We start from the raw sequence: 19,043 nt of genomic DNA, 5'->3' as shown, positions 1-19,043 counted from the left end.
GCCGCCCGTCGCTGTCCCGGACACCGCTGTCCCGGACCCATCAGATCCTAGGGTCCCCGGATCATCGGATCTCAGTATTTTCAGGGAGAGCCGTCATGGCACCGCGAATCCTGCTCGCCCGGCACGGCCAGACACAGTGGTCCGTCCAGGGCAATCACACCGGCAGGACCGACATCCCCCTCCTCGACACCGGCCGCGAGGGCGCGAAACTGCTCGGTGAGCGCCTGCACCGGGACCCCTGGGGCGGGCTGCCAGGAGCCGAGGTGCGGACCAGCCCGCTCGTCCGGGCGGCCGAGACGTGCGCGATCGCCGGGTTCGGTGAGCGGGCCGAGCCGTGGGACGCGCTCATGGAGTGGGACTACGGGGACTACGAAGGTCTGACCCCGGCACAGATCAAGGCGGACCGGCCGGACTGGCTGATCTGGCGGGACGGCGTCCCCGGGGGCGAGTCCCTGGCCGAGGTCTCGGCCCGCGCCGACGAGGTCGTCGAATGGGCGCGCTCCTCGGACCGGGACGTCCTGGTCTTCGCCCACGGCCACATCCTGCGGACGCTGGCAGCGCGGTGGCTCGGCGAGGACATCTCCTTCGCCGCCCGGATCCGGCTGGAACCGACGTCGCTGTCGGTGCTGGGGTGGGCGTACGGGATGCCCGCCCTGGAACGCTGGAACGACACGGGACACCTGGAGCGCTGACCCGGGGGGCCGGCCGCGTGCTCACACGCCGGGCGGCAGCTCCTCGTAGCGGTCCAGGAGCGCCGCGACCTCCGGGCCGCCCCGGGGCCTGAGCACCCGTACGGCGCTCGCCAGCATCCCCCGGATGCGGGAGGACTGGACCCGGTCCAGGAGGTCGAGCACCTGGTGGCCCGCCGCGGACGCCTCGTCGGCCGTCCCCGCCCGCGCCAGGTCACCGGCCAGCTGCGCCCGGTACAGCGCGAGGTTCCGGGTGAAGTGCGGGTCCTGCAGCCGGGTGGCCCGGCGGGCGTGCCGGGCCGCCCTCGACCAGTCGCCCAGCGCCGACCAGCACTGCGCCTCCAGTATCTCCAGTTCCGCCTCCCGGAAGAAGCTCATCCACTCCGGGTCGGCCGGGCACGGGCCCCGCTCGAACGCCGTACGCGCCCGCCCGATCGCCTGCTCGCACCCCGTACGGTCCCCGAGCCAGGCCCGCCCGCCCGCCTCCCGCAGCGCCAGCAGCGCCAGCAGCCGCGGGGAGCCGAGCGGGCGCGCGGCACGGCCGCCCGCCTCCGCGGCGCGGACCGCCTCCCGGGCCTTGCCCATGTCCCTGGCCAGGAACGACGCGTTGCAGAAGGCGTGCGCCTCCAGGGCGGCGTCCCCGGCCAGCCGCGCCATGGCGAGCGCCTCCGCGTAGTGCGAGCGCGCGTCCTCGAAGCGGCCCGAGTCGTGCGCCAGCCAGCCCACGGAGATGGCCAGCTCCCCGGCGCCCGCGTGCAGCCGGTCAGCGGTGCCGCGCCGGGTCCAGGTCCCCGCGTCGAGGAGGGCGTACGCGGCCCGGAGGGGCTCGGCGGCCCGCCGGTAGAGCCCGTCCGCACCGTGCCGGTCGTCGAGCAGCCGGATCTGCCGCACCGCCTCCTCGACGGCACTCACCTCGGCCTCGCCGACCCGGCGCTGCGCGGGAACGGTGATCGGGCCGGCGGCGGACGCTCCGCCGCCCAGGCCCAGGGACGCGGCCGCCACCGTGGCGGTGCCGCTCGTCATGAACACGCGACGCAGCACGTCGCACTCCTCGTCGATGTCACTGTCGAGCGTGGGGGAAAGGGGGTCAGGGGCTGGACGGGGTGTCCGGCGTGCCCCCCGGCCGCGCACGCTCTCGCGGGCCGAGAAGCCCAGATCCGCCAGGGTCGCCCCGGGGAACATGTGCAGGAACACCCGTTCGTACGCGTAGTTGGGGCAGCGGATCTCGCCGGACTCCACGCGTCCGATGTACCGGGCGTCGCACGAGACCTGTTCACCGATCTCACGGGCGGCCCTGCGGACGGCCGCCGCGAACTCACCGGCGGAGCGCTGTCCGCGCAGCCGACGGAAGACGAGGTTGGGAACTGCCCGTGTCACCATGGCGGGGCCCTCTCTGGTGCAACCGGGCGCCTGCTTCCGGTGTCCCGGCGGAGCAAGAACGTACCTGCTGTGACGGGACACGCATGCGGTGTTTCCCTACAAAGCAGACATCTCGTCCGTGATTCGCCATGAACTGCCACCCTTTGCGGCGGCATGGCGCCGTAGCCGTTGACGCCGTCGGCGCGTTGGTCCATGAGGAAACGGGGCGTAGCTCCGTTCGGCGACGAGAGGAGGGGTTCCCTTGCTGCACATCGGCCCGGAAACCGCACCGTGCGACCTGGTGACCGTCCCGGCACGTCAGGGCCTGGAGGCCGTGGACATCCTGCGCCGGGGGGCCGACCACGACGCCGTCGGCCCGGTCCTGCACGACGGGGCCTGCGCCACCCTCGGCTTCCTGGTCCCGCCCGGTACGGCCGACGCCTGGGACGTACCCGGCAGCGCCTGTACGCGGACGGACGGCCGTGGACTCCGCCTCCCCGCCGAGCCGCCCGTCACCGGCGGGGGCTGGCTCCTGCCGCCCGCCGAGGACTCCCAGGTCACCGACCCGGCCGTACTCCGCGCCGCCCTCGACCAGGCGGCCCGGCTCATCGAGGCGGCCGACAACTGCCGCTGAGGCCATAATGGCCTGGTAGGCGGATCTCCCGCCGTCGCCGGTCCACCCCAGGAACCGGCCCCGTACAGGCGAGCGAGGACGAGGGCGCGTGGCACGTCGAGGAGCGCCGGCCAAGGGTGCGAGCGCCCGGAAGCGGTCCGAGCGCCATCAGGAGCCCGTCGCCGAGACGGTGGACGGCGGTCTGGCCGAGCTCGTCCCCGACCGTGAACGCCCGCACGCCTGGACCCTGCTGCTGGACGGCGCCCCGCAGTCGCACGTGGACCTGGACGACCCCTCGTACCTCTCGTTCGAATACCAGCGCAGGCTCGGTCATGTCATCGACCTCGCCGCGCCCCCGAACCAGCCCCTCCAGGTCCTGCACCTGGGCGGCGGGGCCTTCACCCTCGCCCGGTACATCGCGGCGACCCGGCCCCGTTCCACCCAGCAGATCGTCGAGATCGACGCGGCACTGGTCCAACTGGTCCGGCGCGAGCTCCCGTTGGACCCGCAGGCCCGGATACGGGTGCGCTCCGTGGACGCCCGCGCCGGGCTCGGCAGGATCCAGGACGGCTGGGCGGACCTCGTCGTCGCGGACGTCTTCAGCGGCGCCCGCACCCCCGCCCACCTCACCTCCGCGGAATTCCTCAGGGAGGTGCGCCGGGTGCTGAGGCCGGGCGGCCAGTACGCGGCCAACCTCGCCGACGGGCCGCCGCTCGCCCACCTCCGCGGCCAGGTCGCCACGGCCGCCTCGCTCTTCCCCGAACTGGCCCTGGCCGCAGACCCGACCGTCTGGCGGGGCCGCCGCTTCGGCAACGCGGTCCTGGTCGCCTCCGACCTGCCGATCGCCGTCGCCGAGCTGACCCGGCGGGTCGCGAGCGACCCGCACCCCGGCCGGGTCGAACACGGCCGGGCCCTCGCCGACTTCACCGGCGGCGCCGCGGTCGTCACCGACGAGGGCGCCCGGCCCTCACCCGCCCCGCCGCCCGGCGCCTTCTCGTAAAGGCCCGGTGCACGGCCCGGTTCACTACCCGGTTGACGACTCGCCGCACGGCCCGGTGCGCGACGGGTGGCGGACGAGGCAGCCCACGGCCTACTGGTCGACGACCTGCACCGTCGGCGGATGGCCGTTCCACGTGCAGAAGATGGAGACCGTCGCCCCGGCCCCGTCGCCGAAGTCCACCCGGATCCACTCCGCGGTCGTCCACACCTGCATCGACCAGCTCTGTTCCGGCGTGGCCGAGACCAGCTTCGCCGCGTCGCCCGCCAGCTCCAGGACCACCCGGCCGCCGCGCGTCGGATAACTCCGCACCTCACCCGGAGCCGCAGCGGGCGCCGAGGATCCCGGCGGGGTCCGACCGCTCGACGAGGGACGGGCGGAAGGCTTCTTCGACGGCCGTGGCGAGGGCGGCGGAGTGGTGCGTGGGGCGGTCGCACCGGACGAGGGCGACGGCAGGGCACGGTGCGTCGACGAGGACACCGGCACGTCCGTGGTCCCGCCGTCCGGTGCGCCCACGGAGATCGGCAGAGCGCGCGGAGGTTCGTACACCGTCCCGGACATCACCGTGTGCACACCCCACCACGACAGGGTGACCGCCGCCCCCGTGGCGAGCGACCACGCGATCGCGTGTACGAATCCTCGTTGCATCGGGGACATCCTGCCCCACCCGGCCCGTCGCCGTCCCGGAGGGAACCGGGTCCCTCCGTATGAGCTACGGTGCCGCCCATGCCAAGTGTGCTCGTGGTCGAGGACGACCAGTTCGTACGTTCCGCCCTCATCCGGCACCTGACCGAGGCCTCCCACACGGTGCGGAGTGTCGGTACCGCGCTCGAAGCGCTGCGCGAAGTGGCCCACTTCCGCTTCGACGTCGTCATACTCGACCTCGGGCTGCCCGATCTCGACGGTGCCGAGGCCCTCAAGATGCTGCGGTCCATCACCGACGTACCCGTGATCATCGCCACCGCGCGCGACGACGAGGCCGAGATTGTCAGGCTGCTCAACGACGGGGCCGACGACTACCTGACCAAGCCCTTCTCGGTGGAGCACCTCTCCGCCCGCATGGCCGCCGTCCTGCGCCGCACGGGCGCCGGTGCCCAGGCGCCGCCCCCACGCGTCATCCAGGTCGGCGGGCTCTGTATCGACCCGCTGCGCCGCCAGGCCGAACTCGACGGCACGGCACTGGACCTGACCCGCCGGGAATTCGACCTCCTCGCCTTCCTCGCCGGACGCCCCGGAGTCGTCGTCGCGCGCCGGGAACTGCTGGCCGAGGTCTGGCAGCAGTCCTACGGCGACGACCAGACCATCGACGTCCACCTCTCCTGGCTGCGCCGCAAACTGGGCGAGACCGCGGCCCGGCCCCGCTACCTGCACACCCTGCGCGGCGTCGGCGTGAAACTCGAACCCCCGGAGCCCGCCCCCCGGGCGGCGCCGGAGCCGCCCGCATGAGATGGGCTCTGGTCAAGGTCTGCCTGGCCGTCACCGCCATGGTCGTGATCGCGTTCGCCGTGCCCCTCGGGCTCGTCATCAGGGAAATGGCCCGCGACCGTGCCTTCTCCGACGCCGAGCGGCAGGCCGCCACCATCGGCCCGACCCTCACCGTCACCACCGACCGCGAGGAGCTGACCCGCGCGGTCCTGTCCACCGAGCCGGGCGGCAGGGGACGGCTCGCCGTCCACGTCCCCGCCGCCGCGGGCGAGCCGGCCGGCCGGCGCCTGGAGATCGGCACCCGGCGCGCCACCCGCCAGGACCTGGAGACCGTACGGGAGTCGGGGCGCGCCTCCATCACCGAGGTCGCGGGCGGCCACGCGCTGCTCCAGCCGACCGCCCTGGGCTCCGGGGACATCGCGGTCGTCGAGGTGTTCGTCCCCGAGGCCGAGGTCTCCAACGGCGTCGACACCGCCTGGCTGGTGCTGGCGGGTGTCGGCGTCGCGCTGATCGTGGGCTCGGTGGCGGTCGCCGACCGGCTCGGCGTACGCATGGTGGAGCCCGCCCAGCGCCTCGCCGGCGCCGCCCAGGACCTGGGGGAGGGGCGGCTGGGGACCAGGGTCCCGGAGGAAGGGCCGACCGAACTCCGGTCCGCTGCCGTGGCGTTCAACTCCATGGCCGACCAGGTCGTCCAACTGCTCGCCAACGAACGCGAACTGGCCGCCGACCTCTCGCACCGGCTGCGCACCCCGCTGACCGTGCTCCGCCTCAACGCCGCCTCCCTGGGCGAGGGGCCCGCCGCCGATCAGACCCGGGCGGCGGTCGAGCAGCTGGAGCGCGAGGTCGACACGATCATCCGTACCGCCCGTGAGCAGCGGCCCCGGACCCAGGGCCTGCAGACGGGCGCGGGCGCCGGCTGCGACGCCTCCGAGGTGATCCGCGAACGCATGGGCTTCTGGTCCGCCCTGGCCGAGGACGAGGGGCGCACGGTCCGGCTCGCGGGAGTGGACCGCACGGTACGGATCCCGGTCGCCAGGCCCGAACTGGTCGCCGCACTCGATGCGTTGCTCGGCAACGTGTTCCGGCACACCCCCGAGGGCACCGCCTTCTCCGTCGACGTGCACCACAGCGGTGACGCGGTGCTCGTCCTGGTCTCGGACGCCGGACCCGGCATCCCCGACCCGAAGGCCGCCCTGGCACGGGGGGCCAGCGGACGGGGCGCCGACGGCACCGTGGGCTCGACCGGACTCGGCCTGGACATCGTCCGCCGCGTCGCCGAAGCCACCGGCGGCGACCTGCGGATCGGACGCTCGGTGCTCGGCGGTACGGAGGTACGCATCTGGATCGGGCTCGACGGCGGCCCGTCCGAGCGGGCACGCCGGGGGCACCGGGTGGGGAAGCGGAGCGGGAGGCGGTTCGGCCGTCGCGTCGCCGAGGGAGCGGCGACGCGGAGTGAGGGACCGGAGCGCGGGGCCCAGGGAACTCCCGGGGCCGGGCCGAACCTTTAACCAGCACCGATGCACTCCTTAAGCCAACCCTAAGAACATCGACCCAGGTCCCAAGAGCGCCTTTTGCCCGATTCGGGGCGGCTAGCGTGCAGACGCGACCACCACCCCCCGTACGACAGAGGCAGGAACGCGATGGGCACCAGCACGCACCGCCGCACGGCGAGCACCCGCACCAAGGCGGTCGGCGCCGTCGTCGCCGCAGCGGTCATCGGCGGCACGGTCTTCGCCCTCACCGGCACGGCGCAGGCGGCGGCGGTCGGTGCCACGTACACCAGGACCAGCGGCTGGACCGGCGGTTACACCGGGCAGTACGTCGTCACCAACGAGACGGACAAGGCCAGGTCGGGGTGGACGCTCGAATTCGACCTCCCCGCGGGTACGGAGATCGACTCGCTCTGGAACGGTGAGCACACCGTCAGCGGCGACCACGTCACCGTGAAGCCCGCGAGCTGGAACAAGGACCTGGCCCCCGGGGCGTCCGTGACGATCGGCTTCGTCGCCGCCTCGTCCGGCACCGCCGGCGACCCGGCCGGCTGCCTCATCGACGACGTGACGTGCTCCGCCGGCACCGGGGCGACCCCGGAGCCCGGCGGGCGGCCCACCGGGGCCCCGACGGCCACGGCGGCGCCCACCCCCACGGAGTCCGAGACGGCCGGACCGACGCCGGAGCCCTCGGAGACGTCCGGCGGCGGTGGCGGCACGGCCACCGGTGCCGGATTCGCCCCGTACATCGACACCTCCCTCCATCCGGCGTACGACCTGCTGGACACCGCCGGTGCGACGGGCGTCAAGGAGTTCAACCTCGCGTTCATCACCTCGGGCGGCAGCTGTACCCCGCTGTGGGGCGGGGTGACCGGACTCGGCGACGACAAGGTGGCCGCCCAGATCGGCGCGCTGCGGGCCCAGGGCGGCGACGTCCGGGTCTCCTTCGGCGGTGCGGCGGGCGCGGAGCTGGCCCTGCACTGCTCCACCCCCGCGGAGCTCGCCACGGCGTACGGCAAGGTCATCGACACGTACGGGCTCACCAAGGTCGACTTCGACATCGAGGGCGGCGCACTGCCCGACACGGCGGCCAACTCACGCCGCTCGCAGGCCATCGCCCAGCTCCAGAAGTCCCACCCCGGCCTGGACGTCTCCTTCACCCTGCCGGTGATGCCCGAGGGGCTGACCCAGCCGGGTGTCGACCTGATAGCGGACGCGAAGAAGAACGGTGTCACGGTCGACGCGGTCAACATCATGGCCATGGACTACGGGGCCTCGTACAGCGGCGACATGGGTGACTACGCGACCCGGGCGGCCACCGCCACACAGGCCCAGATCAAGGGTGTGCTGGGGCTCTCCGACGCGGCGGCCTGGGAAGCGGTGGCGGTCACCCCGATGATCGGAGTGAACGATGTCGTCACCGAGATCTTCACGGTGGAGGACGCCGCACAGCTGGTGAAGTTCGCTCAAGAGAAGGGTATCGGCCGGCTCGCGATGTGGTCCGGCACGCGGGACAAGGAGTGCGCGGGCGGCACGAAGCCGGCCGCCGACGCGACCTGCAGCTCCATCCTCCAGGAACCGCTGGCCTTCACCAAGGCGTTCGGCGCCTTCAAGTAGCCCCCGTACGCACCGGACCGACCACCTCCGCCCCGCCCCCGTACGCCTCGGACCATCGGCACCCCGCACTCCACACCCCTCCCGCACCTCCCGGACCACCCTCCCCCGCGCGCACCCCGGCCGGCCCCACACCCCCACACCCGGCCGGGGTGCGCCCCTTTTCCGCCCGTGGGTGCTTCCGTCCCCGCACTGCCCTCCGGTACGCAAACCCGCCCAAGCGGAACCCGCCCGCCGCGCACCGGAGTTCGGGGAAAGAACGCGGAACCGCCCCCGGACCCCCCTGAGCACCCTCACGGCGCCGTGCCCCGTTCATTTTCCGGCGGGCGCTTTCCCGGCGGTGGCGGCCTCGGGAGCCCGTCCGACCCCCTCGCCGAAATTCCGCCCGCGGTCGGCCGAATCGCCGCGCGGAAGGCGTTTTTCGCTCCCAACTGCCCTGTGGCCAGGGCGAATTCACAGTCCGACGTTTCCCGCATGCAGGGCGCCGGGGTTAATGCAAGCCCTCGGTCGGACACGTTCGCGTGACTTGCAGGACACACTCAGGCAACGGAAGCGTCTTCAACTCTTGACACCCACCCCCTTGAGGCAGCAATGTTCCGGCATCAGCGCATGGGAGCGCTCCCATATCGAACGAGGTTTTTCGCTCGTACGGGGACGGCACAGCCCATGTCCTCTCCGTACCACTGGCACCGCACCACCAGCGCGTATGCCGAGCAGATTGAACGCCAGTCCCACCCTGGAACAAGGAGTAGTGGAATGCGCATCACCCGCACCGTCGCAGGTCGAAGCCGCAGAACCGCCGTCATGGCCACCACGGGCCTCACGGCCACCGCCCTGCTGCTGACCGGCTGCAGCGATTCCGGTTCGGAGTCCGACGAGGCCGACGCGAACGGGAACATCACCCTGACCCTCGCCGACTTCGGACAGTTCGGATACAAGGAGGCGGGGCTCTTCGAGAAGTACCACGAGCTCCACCCGAACATCACGGTCAAGGCGAACACCGCCGCCGAAGAGCCGGTCTACTACACCAAGCTCCTCCAGCAGCTCAACACGGGCAGCGGCCTGGCCGACATCCAGGGCATCGAGGTCGGCCGCGCCAAGGAACTCGTCGACACCAAGGCGGACGCCTTCGCCGACCTTTCCAAGGTCATCGACACCAGCCAGTGGGTGAACTGGAAGGCGCTGCAGGCGACCACCGACGAGGGCAAGGTCATCGGTGCGGGCACCGACATCGGCCCGATGTCGATCTGCTACCGCCGTGACCTGTTCGAGCAGGCCGGTCTGCCGGCCGACCGCGAGGAAGTCGCCGCCAAGCTGGCCGGCGGCTGGGGGGACTACCTCAAGCTCGGTGAGGAGTACAAGAAGAAGGCTCCCAAGGGCACTTTCTTCATGGACTCCGCGAGCGCCATGTACAACGGCGTGGTGAGCTCCGGCTCGGAGCAGTACTACGCGAAGAACGGCGACCCGATCTACAAGGAGAGCGCCGGCGTCAAGGAGGGCTGGAAGCTCGCCGCCGAGGCGGTCGACAAGGGGCTGACCCAGGGCCTGGCGCAGTTCCAGGACCCGTGGAAGGCCGCCCTGCGTCAGGGCAGCATGGCCACCGTGGCCTGCCCCGCGTGGATGGCCGCGCAGATCGCCACCTACGCCGGTGACGAGTACAAGGGCAAGTGGGACATCGCCCGCACCCCGGGTGAGACCGCTGCCAACTGGGGCGGCTCCTTCCTCGCCGTCCCCGCGAAGGGCAAGCACGTCAAGGAGGCCGGTGAGCTCGTCAAGTGGCTGACCGCGCCCGAGCAGCAGGCCGCCGTGTTCAAGGCCGCCGGTCTCTTCCCGTCGAACAAGGGCGCCTACCAGCTCCCCGACGTGAAGACCGCCAAGCTGGAGTACTTCAACAACGCCCCCATCGGTGAGATCTACGCCGAGGAGGCGCAGATCATCCCGGCCGCGGTGCTCGGCCCGAAGGACGGCGTGATCAAGGACACCTTCTCCAAGCAGATCAACAACATGGAGCAGCGCGGCACCAAGCCGGACGCCGCCTGGGACGCCGCCATCAAGGACATCGACAAGGTGGTCGGCTGATCCTCGCCGGTGCGGCCGGCCGGACCACGTGTCCCGGCCGGCCGCACCGGTGCCGGTTCCTCCACCGGCACCGTGCACCCTCCCGACACCTCCGCCGGACCTGATCAGGGGCCCGGCCTGCCCCTGCGGTGTCGGCACACCCCAGGGAAGGACTCCCACCTGTGGCAACCACGACCCCCACGCGGGGCGCACAAGGCTCGCGGCCCAGCCGCCGCTCCCCGAAGCCCATGACTCCCAGCCGCCAGGCATGGCGCAGTCGGCTGTGGCGCTGGGACGACAAGGCCTCGCCGTACGCCTACATCGCGCCCTTCTTCCTCGTCTTCGGAGCCTTCGGGCTCTACCCGCTCGTCTACACAGGCTGGATCGCCCTCCACAAGGTGGAGATGACCGGTCTCGACCAGATGGAGTGGGTCGGCTGGGAGAACTTCAGCACCATCCTGCAGGACTCCGAGTTCTGGACCGCGGTCACCAACACCTTCGTCATCGGTGTCATCTCGACCGTCCCGCAGCTGATGATCGCGCTCGGCCTGGCCCACCTGCTGAACTACAAACTGCGGGCCAGCACCTTCTGGCGCACGGTGATCCTCACCCCGTACGCCACCTCGGTGGCCTCCGCGGCCCTCGTCTTCGCCCTGGTGTTCCGGGCCGACGGCGGCCTGCTGAACTGGTTCCTCGGCTTCTTCGGCGTCGGCGAGACCAACTGGGTCAACGGCCACTGGACGTCCAACATCGCCATCGCCGTCATCGTGATCTGGCGCTGGACGGGTTACAACACCCTGATCTACCTGGCCGCGATGCAGGCCGTGCCGTCCGACCTGTACGAGGCCGCCTCGCTCGACGGCGCCTCGCGCTGGCAGCAGTTCCGCAACGTGACGATCCCGGCGCTGCGACCGACGATCCTCTTCACGATCGTCATCTCGACCATCGGTTCCATGCAGCTGTTCGGCGAGCCCCTCCTGCTCGAGGGAGGCACCAACGGTGCGCAGGGCGGCACCGAGCACCAGTACGAGACGCTCAGCATCTACCTCTACAACTACGGCTGGAACCTCGGGCACCTCGGTACGGCTGCCGCCGTCGCCTGGGCCATGCTCGTCCTGCTGCTGCTCATTGCCGCGATCAACTGGCTCATCGGGCGCCTCGGGCGCAAGACCGCGGCCTGACGGGGAGCGAATTCCATGACCACCACAAGCACCGTCCCCGCTTCGGACCACCGGCGTGTCGCCAAGGCCACCGCCCGGGACGAACCCCCGCGCCGCAGCCGATTCAAGCCCGGCGCCGGCCGCCAGCACCACGCCGGCCCCTTCGCCTACCTCGCCCTCGTCGTCGTCGGCCTCGGCTCGCTGTTCCCGCTGTACTGGACGCTCGTGGCCGCGTCCCGTACCCAGGACGAGATCCTGGACACCACCCCGCCCCTCATCCCGGGCGGCAACCTGTTCCACAACCTCGAGGCGGCCTGGGAGCAGGCCAGCCTGGGCAAGGCCATCGTCAACACGGTGATCGTGTCCTCCAGCATCACGCTGGCGACCCTGTTCTTCTGCACGCTTGCCGGTTACGCCTTCGCCAAGATGCGTTTCAAGGGCCGTGGCGCGCTGATGACGGCGGTCATCGCCACGCTGACGATCCCCCCGCAGCTCAGCGTCGTACCGCTGTTCATGATGATGTCGGACATCGGCTGGGGCGGTCAGCTGGAGTCGGTGATCTTCCCGACCCTGGTGAGCGCGTTCGGTGTGTTCTTCATGCGCCAGTACCTCATCGAGGCGCTGCCGTACGAACTCATCGAGGCGGGCAGGATGGACGGGGCGAACAACCTCCGCATCGTCTGGAGCATCGTGCTCCCGGTGGCCCGCCCGGCCATGATGGTGCTCGGCATGCTCACCTTCGTGCAGTCCTGGAACGACTTCTTCTGGCCGTACCTCGCGCTGAACCAGCAGAACCCGACGCTCCAGGTGGCCCTCGGCCAGCTGAGCGCCTCCTACGTGCCCGACCAGAGCATCGTCATGGCGGGTGCGCTGATCAGCACACTGCCGCTGCTCATCGTCTTCGTGATCTTCGGTAAGCAGATCGTCGGCGGCATCATGGCCGGCGCGGTCAAGGGCTGAGCCGGGCTCCCGTTCCGTCCGCCGTTCCACCCCTGGTCCGACCCCGCCCGTCCCGTACGGCCTGTACCTGACCACAGGCCGTACGGGTCCCGGGGTCCCCGCACTTCCCTGTCCTTGTTCGTCCATTCTTGGGAGCGCTCCCGCATGACTGCAGTACGACCCGACATCACCCCGAAGCAGGCGCCTGAGGCAACGAACTTCCCCACGGGTTTCCTCTGGGGTGCGGCCACCGCCTCCTACCAGGTGGAGGGCGCCGCCGCCGAGGGCGGCCGCACGCCGTCCATCTGGGACACCTTCAGCCGCACCCCCGGCAAGGTCCGCAACGGCGACACCGGTGACATCGCCGCCGACCACTACCACCGCTACCGCGACGACGTCGCGATGATGAAGCAGCTCGGCCTCAAGGCCTACCGCTTCTCCGTCTCCTGGTCCCGGGTCCAGCCCACCGGACGCGGCCCCGCGGTCGAGCGCGGCCTGGACTTCTACCGCAAGCTCGTCGACGAGCTGCTCGACGCCGGCATCATGCCCGTCGCCACCCTCTACCACTGGGACCTGCCCCAGGAGCTCGAGGACGCGGGCGGCTGGCCCGAGCGCGCGACCGCCGGGCGCTTCGCCGACTACGCCGCCATCGTCTCCGGCGCCCTCGGCGACCGCGTCGGCATGTGGACCACCCTCAACGAGCCGTGGTGCTCGGCCTTCCTCGGTTACGGATCCGGTGTGCACGCCCCCGGCCGCACCGAGCCCGCAGCGGCGCTGCAGGCGGCCCATCACCTCAACCTCGCCCATGGACGGGCGATCGAGGTTCTGCGCGCCCAACTCCCCGCTGCCGCGCAGACCTCGGTCACCCTCAATCTCCACCAGGTCCGCCCGCTGACCGACAGCGCGGGCGACGTGGACGCCGCCCGCCGGATCGACGCCGTCGGCAACCGTGTCTTCACCGGTCCGATGCTGCGCGGCGAGTACCCCGAGGACCTGATCGCCGACACCTCGCACCTGGTGGACTGGTCCAGGCTGGTCAAGGACGGCGACCTCGCCACCATCTCGCGCCCGTTCGACACCCTCGGCGTCAACTACTACACGCCGACGCTGGTCACCACCCCCGTGGAGGGGGAGGGCTACGCGCGCAGCGACGCCCACGGCGCCAGCGACCACTCCCCGTGGCCCGGTTCGGAGCACGTCGCCTTCCACCTCGCCGAGGGGAAGGAGCGCACCGCGATGGACTGGTCGATCGACCCCGAAGGGCTGTACGCCCTCCTCATGGACACCCACCGGGACCACCCCGGCCTCCCGCTGATGGTCACCGAGAACGGCGCTGCCTTCGACGACTACGTCTCGCCCGAGGGCAAGGTCGAGGACCCCGAGCGGATCTCCTACCTGCACGGGCACCTCGACGCCGTACAGCGCGCGATCGCCGACGGCGCGGACGTCCGCGGCTACTTCCTGTGGTCGCTGATGGACAACTTCGAATGGGCGTACGGCTACTCGAAGCGATTCGGCGCCGTGTACGTCGACTACGCGTCCCAGCGCCGCATCCCCAAGGCGAGCGCCCACTGGTACTCCGACGTGATCCGCCGCCACGCCCTGCCCCAGGGCGAAGGCACCGTCTGACCTGGACGGATCGCGGGGCCCGGCCGTCGGCCGGGCCCCGCTTCCGTGTGCCCGCCTTACCTGTCCGTCACAGTGACCCCGTAGGCTTGGGAGCGCTCCCAAGAGGGGTGGCGCTGCGAAGGGACCGGTCGGTCCTGACAAGTGTCAGGGATCGTACGGAGGGACTTGGTTTGCCTCGTCCCGCTGTGAGAAATTGACCGCGAACGGGAGGCAGCCATGGCGGCAGCGCGAGTACGGAGTGGCGGGCGGCCCACGCTCGAAGAAGTGGCGGCTCGGGCCGGAGTGGGGCGTGGTACGGCCTCACGCGTCATCAACGGCTCGCCGCGGGTCAGCGCACAGACCCGGGAGGCCGTCGAGGCGGCCGTCGCGGAGCTGGGATACGTACCCAACCGGGCGGCTCGCGCGCTCGCCGGGAACCGGACGGACGCCATCGCGCTCGTCGTCCCCGAGTCCGAGACGCGGTTCTTCGCCGAACCGTACTTCTCCGACATCGTGCGCGGGGTCGGGGCCGCCCTCGCGGACACCGAGATGCAGCTGCTGCTCACCCTCGCGGGCAACGACCGCGAGCGCCGCCGGCTGGCCCAGTACCTGACCGCGCACCGCGTCGACGGTGTCCTGCTCGTCTCCGTGCACGCCGACGACCCGCTGCCCGACCTGCTGGAGCAGCTGGGCATGCCCTCGGTGATCAGCGGCCGGAGGCACGCGGCGGAGACGCTGCCCTCGGTCGACTCCGACAACTTCGAGGGTGCCCGCGCCGCGGTCGACCACCTCATATCGCGGGGCCGCCGCTCCATCGCCACGATCACCGGACGCCTCGACGTGTACGGCGCGCAGCGCCGCCTCGACGGGTACCGCAAGGCCATCGCCGCCGCCGGGCTCGACCCGGACGAACGGCTCATCGCCCCGGCCGACTTCAGCGAGGAGGGCGGTGCCCGCGCCATGCGTGAGCTCCTGGTCCGCCGCCCCGACGTGGACGCGGTCTTCGCCGCCTCCGACGTGATGGCCGCCGGTGCCCGCCAGGTCCTGCGCGAGTCCGGCCGGCGGATCCCGGACGACGTGGCCCTGATCGGCTTCGACGACTCCGCGGTGGCCCGTCACATGGACCCCCCGCTGACGAGCGTCCGCCAGCCGATCGAGGAGATGGGCCGCACGATGACGCGGGTCCTGCTCCAGGAGATCGCGAACCGCTCGGAGGACCGGGCGGTGGAACGCCCGAGGATCGTGCTGCCCACCGAGCTGGTGGTGCGCGAGTCCTCCTGAGGCCGGGCGACCCGGCCCGGCGACGGGTCAAACGGGGACCGGTGTGCCGTCGGGCGCGATCGCGGTGAAGCCGGTGTACGGGACCAGGGCGGGCGGCACGGTGAGCGAACCGTCCTCGCCCTGGTGCTGCTCCAGCAGGGCCACCAGGGTGCGGCCCAGGGGGAGGCCCGAACCGTTGAGGGTGACCAGGGGTTCCTTGGCCGCGCCCGTACGGACCGAGATCCGGGACCTGCGCGCCTGGAACGTGCCGCAGTCGGAGACGGAGGAGATCTCCCGGTACGCCTGCTGGCCCGGCAGCCACACCTCCAGGTCGAAGGTGCGGCGGGCCGAGAAGCCCAGGTCTCCCGCGCGCAGCTCCACCACGCGGTAGTGCAGGCCCAGGCGGCGCAGGCACTCCTCGGCATGGCCGAGGATCAGGTCCAGCTGGGCCTCGGCGTCGTCCGGGTGGCAGAGCCGGACGAGCTCGACCTTGGAGAACTGGTGCAGCCGGATCAGGCCCCGGGTGTCCCTGCCGTAGGAACCGGCCTCCGAGCGGTAGCACGTGGTGTGCGCGGTCAGCCCCATCGGCAGCTCGGCCGCCGGCAGGGTCTCCTCACGGAACAGGTTGACCAGCGGCACCTCGGCGGTCGGGATCAGGAAGAGCTCGCGCTCACCGACCGACGTCCGGAAGAGGTCCTCCTCGAACTTGGGGAGCTGCCCGGTGCCCGTCATCGTCTCCCGGGTCACCAGGTGCGGCAGGCTGTACTCGCGGTAGCCGTGCTCGCGGGTGTGCAGATCCAGGAGGAACGCGGCCAGCGCGCGTTCCAGCGCGGCCCCCGCCCCGCGCAGCACCGCGAAGCGCGCCCCGGAGAGCTTGCCGGCCCGGTCCGGGTCGAAGAGGCCCTGGGAACGGGCGAGTTCGACGTGGTCGCGGGGGGTGAAGGCGAAGTCGGGGACACTGCCCCAGCGCCGTACCTCATGGGGTTCGTCCTGCGGGCCGCCGTCCGGCACCCGGTCGAGCGGGAGGTTCGGGACGGTGAGCAGATGCGTGTGCAGGGCCGTCTCGTGCTCCAGCCGCGCCCGGTCCGCCTCGCGCACCTCCGCCTTGCCCGCACGTGCCTCCTGGGCGAGGCGCGGGCGGTCCGCGGCGGGGGCGTCCTGGATGGACCGGGTCAGCCGGTTCATCCGGGCGCGCAGCTCGTCGGCGCGGGTGATGCCGCGCGCCCGCTCCTGGACCAGCTTCTCCAGCAGGGGTACGTCGAGTGCGTAACCCCGGCGCCCGAGTCGGCGCACCGATTCCTCGGCCGTACCGATCAACGCGTTCGCGTCGTGCATGAGTGACACCTCACCAATTCGGCACCGCCACGGCGGAGAGGGCAGGATTCGAACCTGCGGAGGCCGTGAAGCCTTTCCCTATGAAATAGGGAACTCGTTGGGCCGCTACGAGAACCTCTCCCGGAAGCAATTTCCGCTTTCCTCCTGCTCCCGAGAACAACTATGACAGAGCCCGCTGCCACCGCGCTGACAGCGGGCTGACGCACCGTCAGATAATTTTGCGCCGTGCTCCGGTGGGCACAGCCGGGGCCGTCGGCGGGGTGTCCGGGACGGGCGTGGGGGGCAGCAGCCGGCGCAGCAGCGGCCCGGTCATGGCGGTGGTGACCAGGGCCATGAAGACGAACATGGAGAACAGCTCGCCGTTCAGCACCCCCAATTGGACACCCACGCTCAGCACGATCAGTTCGGTCAGCCCCCGGCAGTTCATCATCGCGCCGATCGCGAGCGACTCCCGTCTCGTGAACTCACCCGTGGCGGCGGCCGCCACGGTCGCACTCGCGACCTTCCCGAGAACGGCCACGGCGATGATCAGCAGGCACACCAGCCAGGTGCCGGCGCCGCTCAGGCTCCCCAGGTCGGTGCGGAGCCCCACCGTCACGAAGAACAGCGGCAGCAGGAACCACACGGTGACGCCCTGGATCCGGTGGGTCAGGTCCTCGATCACCCGGGAGCCGCGCGGCATGATCGCCCCCGCCATGAACGGCCCGAAGATCGCGTGCAGTCCCATCCGGTCGGTGGCGAACGCGCTCATCAGCACGAGGAAGACCAGCCCGGCGCAGACCGCGTCCCTGGACAGCTCACCGGCGTCGGCCCGGGCCACCGCCTTGGCCACCAAGGGCTGCACCACCCCCAGCATGAGGACGGCGAAGAGGGTGACGTAGACGATGGAGAGCGCCGCCGCCGTCAGCGAGGTACCGCGCACGGTCGAGATCACCGCGGCCAGCAGCACCCAGGCGGTCACGTCGCTGATCCCGGCGGACGTCATGCCCGTCGCCCCCAGCCGGGTGCCGAGGAGCCCTTGTTCGGCCAGGATCCGGGCCAGGACGGGGAACGCGGTGATCGACACGGCCAGCCCGATGAACAGCACGTACGCCGTCCGGCTGGAGTGCACCGGCGGATACCGGTCGATCAGCCACAGCCCCATGGCCGTGCCCATCGCGAAGGGCACGGCGATGGACGCGTGCCCGATGAGGATCCCGACCCGTCCGCTGGTGCGCAGCGATCCCGAGGGCAGCTCCGCCCCGACCAGGAACATGAAGAAGACGACGCCGAACTGCGCCAGGGTGTCCAGGTGCGGCAGGACCGTGTCCGGGAAGAGCCACTCCTGCGGCCCCCGGGCCAGCGCGCCCAGCACCGACGGGCCCAGCGCGATACCGGCCGCCAGCTCGCCGACCACCGCCGGCTGCCCGACCCGGCGCGCCAGCCAGCCTCCCAGCGCCGCCACCGCGACGACGGCCGCGGCGGCCAGCAGCAGCCGGTAGGCGGCCTCGGCCGACGAACCGGCCTCTGGCGCGGTGCCGCCCGAACCGTCCGTGAGCCGGACCAGCAGCCAGGCGGCGAGCGCACCGGGCACGATCACCGCGAGCGCGTACACACTGAAATATCTCTTCATACTCGAGCGCCTCTCAGGGAGTTGGCCGTAGATTGCGGGAACAGCTGTGCGCGGTCGCGGAAGTGGCCGCGACCGCACGAGGTCCGCTCCAGGGCGGGCGGGGGAGGTTCGACGTGGGCACACTCGCGGTTGTCTCCGGTGGCGCGACCGGTATCGGGCGGGCGGTGGCGGAGCGCCTCGGAGCGGCGGGAGCGGACCTGGTGCTGATCGGCCGGCGCGCCGACCGGCTGCGGGAGACCGCGGACGCCCTGGACAAGTCCTTCGGACCCGGGCGGACCCAGGTCGTGGTCGCCGACCTGAGCGTGCCCGAGGACGTGGAGCGGGCCGCCCGCGAGATCACCGCGCCGGGACGGCCCGTGGACGTGCTGGTCAACAACGCGGGCGGTAACCTCGCGGCGTCCCCGGCCACCGACCTGGACGGAGTACGCCGGGACTGGACGGCCAACTTCACCGGCAACGTGCTCCCCGTGGTCCTGCTGACCCAGGCGCTGCTGCCCGCGCTGCGGCGCCCCGGCGGCCGGATCGTCACCGTCGGGTCGATCGCCGCGCTGCGGGGCTCGGGATCGTACGGAGCGGCCAAGGCGGCCCTGCACCCGTGGTCCTGGGAGCTGGCCCTGCGCCTGGCGCCGGAGGGGATCACCTCGAACATCGTGGCGCCCGGCTACATCCAGGACACCGAGTTCTACGGCGACCGGATGTCGCCTGACTTCCACGCCGGGCGTGCCGCGCAGGCCCCGATGGGCCGGGGCGGCACCGTCGACGAGGTCGCCGCGACCGTGGCCCACCTGGCCGGACCGGACGCCGGATACCTCACCGGGCAGATCGTCCAGATCAACGGAGCCGCCATGGCCGGGCGCGGCTGACACGACGGAGCCGCGCGCCCG

General features: G+C 71.8%; 16 protein-coding genes and 1 tRNA gene. 12 read left to right on the top strand and 5 right to left on the bottom strand.

Annotated features, from left to right (window positions below; genetic code table 11):
- Nucleotides 1-95 precede the first annotated feature (95 nt).
- A complete protein-coding gene (locus tag ACFWVP_RS24670) occupies nt 96-692 on the top strand; it encodes a histidine phosphatase family protein (protein ID WP_384499761.1) in 597 nt (198 codons plus the stop codon).
- A 21-nt stretch (nt 693-713) separates the two neighbouring features.
- Here ACFWVP_RS24670 and ACFWVP_RS24665 read toward each other — a convergent pair whose 3' ends face one another.
- Nucleotides 714-2,069 carry a tetratricopeptide repeat protein gene (locus ACFWVP_RS24665; RefSeq protein WP_384499759.1) on the bottom strand — a complete coding sequence of 452 codons (1,356 nt, stop codon included), beginning with the start codon at nt 2,067-2,069 and terminating at the stop codon, nt 714-716.
- 241 nt (nt 2,070-2,310) lie between these two features.
- On the opposite strand from ACFWVP_RS24665, the gene ACFWVP_RS24660 reads away from it, so the two are divergent.
- Together ACFWVP_RS24660 and ACFWVP_RS24655 are read left to right on the top strand one after the other, a co-directional pair.
- The gene (locus tag ACFWVP_RS24660) at nt 2,311-2,682 is read left to right on the top strand and encodes a hypothetical protein (protein WP_384499758.1); all 372 of its coding nucleotides are present in this window, start codon (nt 2,311-2,313) and stop codon (nt 2,680-2,682) included.
- Between the two features lie 88 nt (nt 2,683-2,770).
- Entirely contained in the window at nt 2,771-3,661 is an 891-nt protein-coding gene (locus ACFWVP_RS24655; RefSeq protein WP_384499756.1) for a spermidine synthase, read from the top strand.
- Between the two features lie 90 nt (nt 3,662-3,751).
- Here ACFWVP_RS24655 and ACFWVP_RS24650 read toward each other — a convergent pair whose 3' ends face one another.
- The gene (locus tag ACFWVP_RS24650; RefSeq protein ID WP_384499754.1) at nt 3,752-4,306 is read right to left on the bottom strand and encodes a hypothetical protein; all 555 of its coding nucleotides are present in this window, start codon (nt 4,304-4,306) and stop codon (nt 3,752-3,754) included.
- A gap of 78 nt (nt 4,307-4,384) precedes the next feature.
- On the opposite strand from ACFWVP_RS24650, the gene ACFWVP_RS24645 reads away from it, so the two are divergent.
- The 8 genes from ACFWVP_RS24645 to ACFWVP_RS24610 all read left to right on the top strand — a co-directional run bounded on the left by ACFWVP_RS24645 (nt 4,385) and on the right by ACFWVP_RS24610 (nt 15,233).
- Nucleotides 4,385-5,104, top strand: a complete 720-nt coding sequence (locus tag ACFWVP_RS24645; protein WP_384499753.1) for a response regulator transcription factor — start codon at nt 4,385-4,387, stop codon at nt 5,102-5,104.
- On the top strand, nt 5,101-6,591 hold the full coding sequence (locus ACFWVP_RS24640; protein WP_384499751.1) for an ATP-binding protein: 1,491 nt from the start codon (nt 5,101-5,103) through the stop codon (nt 6,589-6,591). Before ACFWVP_RS24645 ends, ACFWVP_RS24640 begins: the two co-directional genes overlap by 4 nt.
- Nucleotides 6,592-6,723: 132 nt before the next feature.
- Nucleotides 6,724-8,190: a cellulose binding domain-containing protein gene (locus ACFWVP_RS24635; RefSeq protein WP_384499749.1), complete on the top strand. Its 1,467-nt coding sequence runs from the start codon at nt 6,724-6,726 to the stop codon at nt 8,188-8,190.
- Between the two features lie 753 nt (nt 8,191-8,943).
- Nucleotides 8,944-10,266, top strand: coding sequence for an ABC transporter substrate-binding protein (locus tag ACFWVP_RS24630; RefSeq protein ID WP_384499747.1), 1,323 nt, complete (start codon nt 8,944-8,946; stop codon nt 10,264-10,266).
- Between the two features lie 161 nt (nt 10,267-10,427).
- A complete protein-coding gene (locus tag ACFWVP_RS24625) occupies nt 10,428-11,426 on the top strand; it encodes a carbohydrate ABC transporter permease (protein ID WP_384499745.1) in 999 nt (332 codons plus the stop codon).
- Between the two features lie 15 nt (nt 11,427-11,441).
- Entirely contained in the window at nt 11,442-12,365 is a 924-nt protein-coding gene (locus ACFWVP_RS24620; RefSeq protein ID WP_384499743.1) for a carbohydrate ABC transporter permease, read from the top strand.
- A 144-nt stretch (nt 12,366-12,509) separates the two neighbouring features.
- Complete coding sequence (locus ACFWVP_RS24615; protein WP_384499742.1) at nt 12,510-13,973, top strand: GH1 family beta-glucosidase; 1,464 nt, start codon at nt 12,510-12,512, stop codon at nt 13,971-13,973.
- A gap of 216 nt (nt 13,974-14,189) precedes the next feature.
- The gene (locus ACFWVP_RS24610) at nt 14,190-15,233 is read left to right on the top strand and encodes a LacI family DNA-binding transcriptional regulator (RefSeq protein ID WP_384499741.1); all 1,044 of its coding nucleotides are present in this window, start codon (nt 14,190-14,192) and stop codon (nt 15,231-15,233) included.
- 27 nt (nt 15,234-15,260) lie between these two features.
- On the opposite strand, the gene serS is transcribed toward ACFWVP_RS24610, so the two are convergent.
- From serS to ACFWVP_RS24595, 3 genes are all read right to left on the bottom strand, one after another.
- A complete protein-coding gene (serS, locus tag ACFWVP_RS24605) occupies nt 15,261-16,547 on the bottom strand; it encodes a serine--tRNA ligase (RefSeq protein ID WP_384499740.1) in 1,287 nt (428 codons plus the stop codon).
- A gap of 33 nt (nt 16,548-16,580) precedes the next feature.
- Nucleotides 16,581-16,668, bottom strand: a tRNA-Glu gene (locus ACFWVP_RS24600).
- 87 nt (nt 16,669-16,755) lie between these two features.
- A complete protein-coding gene (locus tag ACFWVP_RS24595; protein WP_384499738.1) occupies nt 16,756-18,159 on the bottom strand; it encodes a cation:proton antiporter in 1,404 nt (467 codons plus the stop codon).
- A 113-nt stretch (nt 18,160-18,272) separates the two neighbouring features.
- Here ACFWVP_RS24595 and ACFWVP_RS24590 point away from each other — a divergent pair, with 113 nt between their 5' ends.
- The gene (locus ACFWVP_RS24590) at nt 18,273-19,022 is read left to right on the top strand and encodes an SDR family NAD(P)-dependent oxidoreductase (protein ID WP_384499737.1); all 750 of its coding nucleotides are present in this window, start codon (nt 18,273-18,275) and stop codon (nt 19,020-19,022) included.
- Nucleotides 19,023-19,043 lie beyond the last annotated feature (21 nt).

It is taken from the genome of Streptomyces sp. NPDC058637 (genome assembly GCF_042717325.1).
Classification (GTDB): Bacteria; Actinomycetota; Actinomycetes; order Streptomycetales; family Streptomycetaceae; genus Streptomyces.
Note: the sequence above shows the minus strand (reverse complement) of the source record. Positions and strands in the feature narration are given on the sequence as shown.

Bases quoted from the DNA above. Each gene is read 5' to 3' on its own strand.
- ACFWVP_RS24650 (WP_384499754.1), bottom strand. From the start codon at position 4,306: ATGCAACGAGGATTCGTACACGCGATCGCGTGGTCGCTCGCCACGGGG.
- ACFWVP_RS24670 (WP_384499761.1), top strand. From the start codon at position 96: ATGGCACCGCGAATCCTGCTCGCCCGGCACGGCCAGACACAGTGGTCC.
- ACFWVP_RS24645 (WP_384499753.1), top strand. From the start codon at position 4,385: ATGCCAAGTGTGCTCGTGGTCGAGGACGACCAGTTCGTACGTTCCGCC.
- ACFWVP_RS24615 (WP_384499742.1), top strand. From the start codon at position 12,510: ATGACTGCAGTACGACCCGACATCACCCCGAAGCAGGCGCCTGAGGCA.
- ACFWVP_RS24610 (WP_384499741.1), top strand. From the start codon at position 14,190: ATGGCGGCAGCGCGAGTACGGAGTGGCGGGCGGCCCACGCTCGAAGAA.
- ACFWVP_RS24630 (WP_384499747.1), top strand. From the start codon at position 8,944: ATGCGCATCACCCGCACCGTCGCAGGTCGAAGCCGCAGAACCGCCGTC.
- ACFWVP_RS24635 (WP_384499749.1), top strand. From the start codon at position 6,724: ATGGGCACCAGCACGCACCGCCGCACGGCGAGCACCCGCACCAAGGCG.
- serS (WP_384499740.1), bottom strand. From the start codon at position 16,547: ATGCACGACGCGAACGCGTTGATCGGTACGGCCGAGGAATCGGTGCGC.
- ACFWVP_RS24640 (WP_384499751.1), top strand. From the start codon at position 5,101: ATGAGATGGGCTCTGGTCAAGGTCTGCCTGGCCGTCACCGCCATGGTC.
- ACFWVP_RS24595 (WP_384499738.1), bottom strand. From the start codon at position 18,159: ATGAAGAGATATTTCAGTGTGTACGCGCTCGCGGTGATCGTGCCCGGT.
- ACFWVP_RS24665 (WP_384499759.1), bottom strand. From the start codon at position 2,069: ATGGTGACACGGGCAGTTCCCAACCTCGTCTTCCGTCGGCTGCGCGGA.
- ACFWVP_RS24620 (WP_384499743.1), top strand. From the start codon at position 11,442: ATGACCACCACAAGCACCGTCCCCGCTTCGGACCACCGGCGTGTCGCC.